General features: G+C 66.7%; 4 protein-coding genes. 2 read left to right on the plus strand and 2 right to left on the minus strand.

Features of this window, described 5'->3' with window-relative positions; translation table 11 throughout:
• Positions 1-110 precede the first annotated feature (110 nt).
• Positions 111-713 carry a hypothetical protein gene (locus WA317_RS12635; protein ID WP_425173353.1) on the minus strand — a complete coding sequence of 201 codons (603 nt, stop codon included), beginning with the start codon at positions 711-713 and terminating at the stop codon, positions 111-113.
• A 234-nt stretch (positions 714-947) separates the two neighbouring features.
• On the opposite strand from WA317_RS12635, the gene WA317_RS12640 reads away from it, so the two are divergent.
• Both WA317_RS12640 and WA317_RS12645 read left to right on the plus strand, forming a co-directional pair.
• Positions 948-1,406 carry an SRPBCC family protein gene (locus WA317_RS12640; RefSeq protein WP_425173354.1) on the plus strand — a complete coding sequence of 153 codons (459 nt, stop codon included), beginning with the start codon at positions 948-950 and terminating at the stop codon, positions 1,404-1,406.
• 119 nt (positions 1,407-1,525) lie between these two features.
• Positions 1,526-2,836 carry a cytochrome P450 gene (locus WA317_RS12645; RefSeq protein ID WP_425173355.1) on the plus strand — a complete coding sequence of 437 codons (1,311 nt, stop codon included), beginning with the start codon at positions 1,526-1,528 and terminating at the stop codon, positions 2,834-2,836.
• An 88-nt stretch (positions 2,837-2,924) separates the two neighbouring features.
• Here WA317_RS12645 and WA317_RS12650 read toward each other — a convergent pair.
• A partial coding sequence (locus WA317_RS12650) for a dienelactone hydrolase family protein (RefSeq protein WP_425173356.1) occupies positions 2,925-3,709 on the minus strand: 785 nt, incomplete at its 5' end.

Consider the following 3,709-nt stretch of genomic DNA (forward strand, 5'->3'; position numbering starts at 1 on the left):
CGGACTGCGCGTGACGGCTGGCCGTCACGCGCAGTCTCATGTCCGGGCCGCGACGGCCTCGCCGAACCTGGTAGCTGCTGCCGGCAGCGGCGTGCCTGCGGCCTGCGACCTCACCGCGGGTGGGGCAACCGGTCGGTGATGTCGGACCAGGCGGTGGTGTCGTTGCGGTGGTCGTTCATGTTGCGGCATTGGCCGTAGAGGCGCAGGACACCGACGCCTGGGATGTCGCTGTCGCGATAGACGATTGCGGTCACCTCGCCCCGGTACAGCGTGGCACCATAGGCGTACCGGCTCGGCGGTATGCCTTCCCGCCAGCCATGCCCGACCATCGCGTCCGCGATGCCGCGGAAATAGGTGTCGGCGCGGATATCGGCAGGTACTGCGAAGTTCAGGTAGATCGCGCCTTGATAGGGCGGATCGCTGACGTCCTTGCAGGACATCAGCAGATACCCCGCAGTTGGCTGCTGCAGCCTGGCGATCGTGACGATCTGCTTGGCCGGCTCGAGCACCTGGTCTTCGCTCTGATCGTCGGAGACCGGCTGGGCGGGATGATCGAGCGAATCGGCCGGTGACGAATGCAGCTTGCCGACCAGCAGGAACGAACCACTCAGGAGCAGCGACATGGTCAGCGCGGCGGCGAGCAGCGTCCGGGCAGCCGTCGAGCGATACCATTTCCGGCGGTTGCCGTTGTCTGTGGAGCGGTCAAGGGTCATGTGCGTCAACACCTTCAAGGCGAACCGCGCTGTTCGGGGCGGACAATCGCCCGTCAAGGCTAACCGGAAACATTAGTCCCAGGCCGCTACCACACCGGCTGCGCGCAGAGCCGGCACCTCGACACGCTCTACCGGCAGGCGTTTGTCGTCGCGTCACGTTCTACTGCCGGCCCCCGGCGGTGCGATAACTGTGTTCTGGCCGTCGACGTGACCCCTGCGTGCTTGGATCAGGCCATGCAAGGGTCGGCGACAGTTCACATGGCGGCACCGGCAGACAAAATCTGGGATCTGATCGCCGACGTTCGCAACACCGGGCGGTTCTCTCCGGAAACCTTTGAGGCCGAATGGTTGGACGGAGCCACCGGGCCGGCGCTGGGCGCCCGTTTCCGGGGCCACGTGCGGCGCAACGAAATCGGGCCGGTGTACTGGACGACGTGCCGGGTGACCGCATGCGAGCCCGGTCGGGAATTCGGGTTCGCAGTGCTCCTCGGTCACCGGACCGTCAACAATTGGCTGTATCAATTGACCCCGGCCGACGGCGGCACTGACGTGACCGAGTCATTCCGGATGAACGAGTCGACGTTCACTACCCTGTACCACTGGGTATTCGGCGGCTTACTGCGCAAGCGGCGCAATATCCGAGACATGACCAAGACGCTGCAGCGGATCAAGGACGTGGCCGAGGCCGGCTGAGCGCTGGTCCCTCAGCCTGTCCGCTGCGAGATACGAGGTCAGCAGAAACCGGTCAGCCTTCTGGACGGGGTCGGCCGCATACCATTGGACAAATTCAACCGACCCTGGGAGGCGCGCTCTTGAAGCAGAGGCTGCACTGGCTGACGCTGCACGGCTTCGTGCGGGTCATCGCCTCGTATGGCGCCCGGCGCGGTGATCCGCAGGGGCGGTTAATCGCCGATCCCCTGGTCAAAGCTGATCCGGTGCCCTTCTACGAGGAAATGCGCGCCGGCGGACCGCTGGTGCGGGGCGGCATCAGTTACGTCACCACCGACTACAGGGTCGCCCATGAGGTGTTGCGGTCCGACGACTTCCGGACGATGGCGCTGGGATCCGGTTTGCCGGCGCCGCTGCGTTGGCTGGAGCGGCGCGCCCGCGATCCCTTCCTTCATCCGCTGCGCCCGCCGTCGCTGCTGGCCGTCGAGCCGCCGGAACACACCCGGTACCGCAAGACGGTGTCATCGGTGTTCACATCGAGGGCGGTGGCCGCGTTGCGGGACCGGGTGGAGGAGACGGCTGCGGTGCTGCTCGATCAGCTTGCCCACGAGCAGGGCGTCGTAGACATCGTCGAGCGGTATTGCGCACTGCTTCCGGTTGCCATCATCAGCGACATTCTGGGCGTCCCCGAGAATGACAGGAGCCACATCCTGGAATTCGGGGAGCTCGCGGCGCCCAGTCTCGATGTCGGCTTGACCTGGCGGCAGTACCAACGCGTGCAGCGCGGCATCGCCGGCTTCCATTCGTGGCTTGCTGATCACCTCCGGCACTTGCGGCGCTCGCCCGGCGACGATCTGATGAGTCAGTTGATCCAGGCGGGCGGCGAAGACGACACCCGCCTCGACGAGACCGAACTCGAAGGAATCGCCGGGCTGGTCTTGGCCGCAGGGTTCGAGACCACGGTGAATCTGCTCGGAAGCGCAATTCGTCTGCTGTTGGATAACCCCGAACAACTGAAGAAATTGAACGACCGCCCACAGCTGTGGCCCAACGCAGTCGAGGAGATTCTGCGGCTGGAATCACCCGTGCAGCTCACGGCACGGGTAGCCCGCACCGACACCGTGGTCGCGGGTACCCCGGTCAAACAAGGACAGATGGTGGTGATCTATCTGGCTGCCGCTAACCGTGACCCGGCGATATTCCACGATCCGCACCGCTTCGACGTCGAACGCGAGAACGCCGGCCGGCATCTCGCGTTCTCCGGTGGGCGGCATTTCTGCTTAGGCGCGGCGCTGGCCCGTGCCGAGGGCGAAGTGGGTCTGCGCGCCTTCTTCGACTCCTTTCCCGACGTGCGGTCCGCCGGCGCCGGCAGCAGGCGGGACACCCGCGTGCTGCGCGGCTGGTCTTCGTTGCCGGTGGCGCTGGGACCGGCGCGATCGTTGGCCACCCGCTGACCCCGAAGTCCCGTCAACCGCGAAGCAGCGACTACGGCCGTGGATTTTCGGCTGATCGCAGCCGTCGCCTCTGTTTCGCGAGTGGCGACTAAGCGAGGTAGCGGCCGAGCCAATCCAGCACTCGGCGCCAGGCGTCATTCGCCGCGGCCGCGTTGTAGCGGGGTCCGGTGTCGTTGAAGAAAGCGTGATCGGCGTCTGGTTCGACGACCACCTCGTTGACGAGACCGGCGTGATCCAGAGCCACCTTGGCCGCTGACTGCGTTGCGGTGACGCGGGTGTCGAGCGCGGCGTAGATGGCCAGCACCGCCGCCTTGGAACCGCTGAAGTCGGGATCGTCGGGCAACGGCCCGTAGAAGGGAACCGCGGCCGACAGCTGCGGTTCAGCGGAGCCCAGCAGTTGCCACACCAGTCCCCCGCCGAAGCAGAATCCCACCGCGGCCAGCTTCCGGCCGGGCGCCCGCCGCTGCAGTTCTGCGACAGCGGATTTCATGTTCGCAGTCAACCGCTGCGGGGCTATCCGCGCCAAGGCAGCGGTGGCTTGCGCCGGATCGGCGAAGTGGCCGCTGCCACCGCACTCGGATAGCAAGTCGACGGCCAGCGCCGAGTAGCCGGCGCCGGCGAAGCGACCCGTTACTGACCGCACCCAGTCGTTCAGCCCTTTATTCTCATGGATCACCAGCACGCCGCCTCGGGCAGTAGGCGCCGGCGCCCAGGCGCCCTGCAACTGCCCCGGCGGACCGGTCCAGGTTATCGGCGCCGTCGGCAGCGCAGCGGCCAGACCGGGGGGCTGACCCGAGGGCGGCTGGCTCGGGCCGGTTGCCTTGTGTTCGCCGCAAGCCGCGATGAGGCTTGCCGCGGCGGCGGTCCCGAGAC

The sequence above is a fragment of the Mycobacterium sp. genome (genome assembly GCF_049802695.1).
Taxonomy (GTDB): domain Bacteria; phylum Actinomycetota; class Actinomycetes; order Mycobacteriales; family Mycobacteriaceae; genus Mycobacterium.

What these genes read in the sequence shown, in the direction of transcription:
- WA317_RS12635 (WP_425173353.1), bottom strand. Translation starts at nt 713, where the DNA reads ATGACCCTTGACCGCTCCACAGACAACGGCAACCGCCGGAAATGGTAT.
- WA317_RS12640 (WP_425173354.1), top strand. Translation starts at nt 948, where the DNA reads ATGCAAGGGTCGGCGACAGTTCACATGGCGGCACCGGCAGACAAAATC.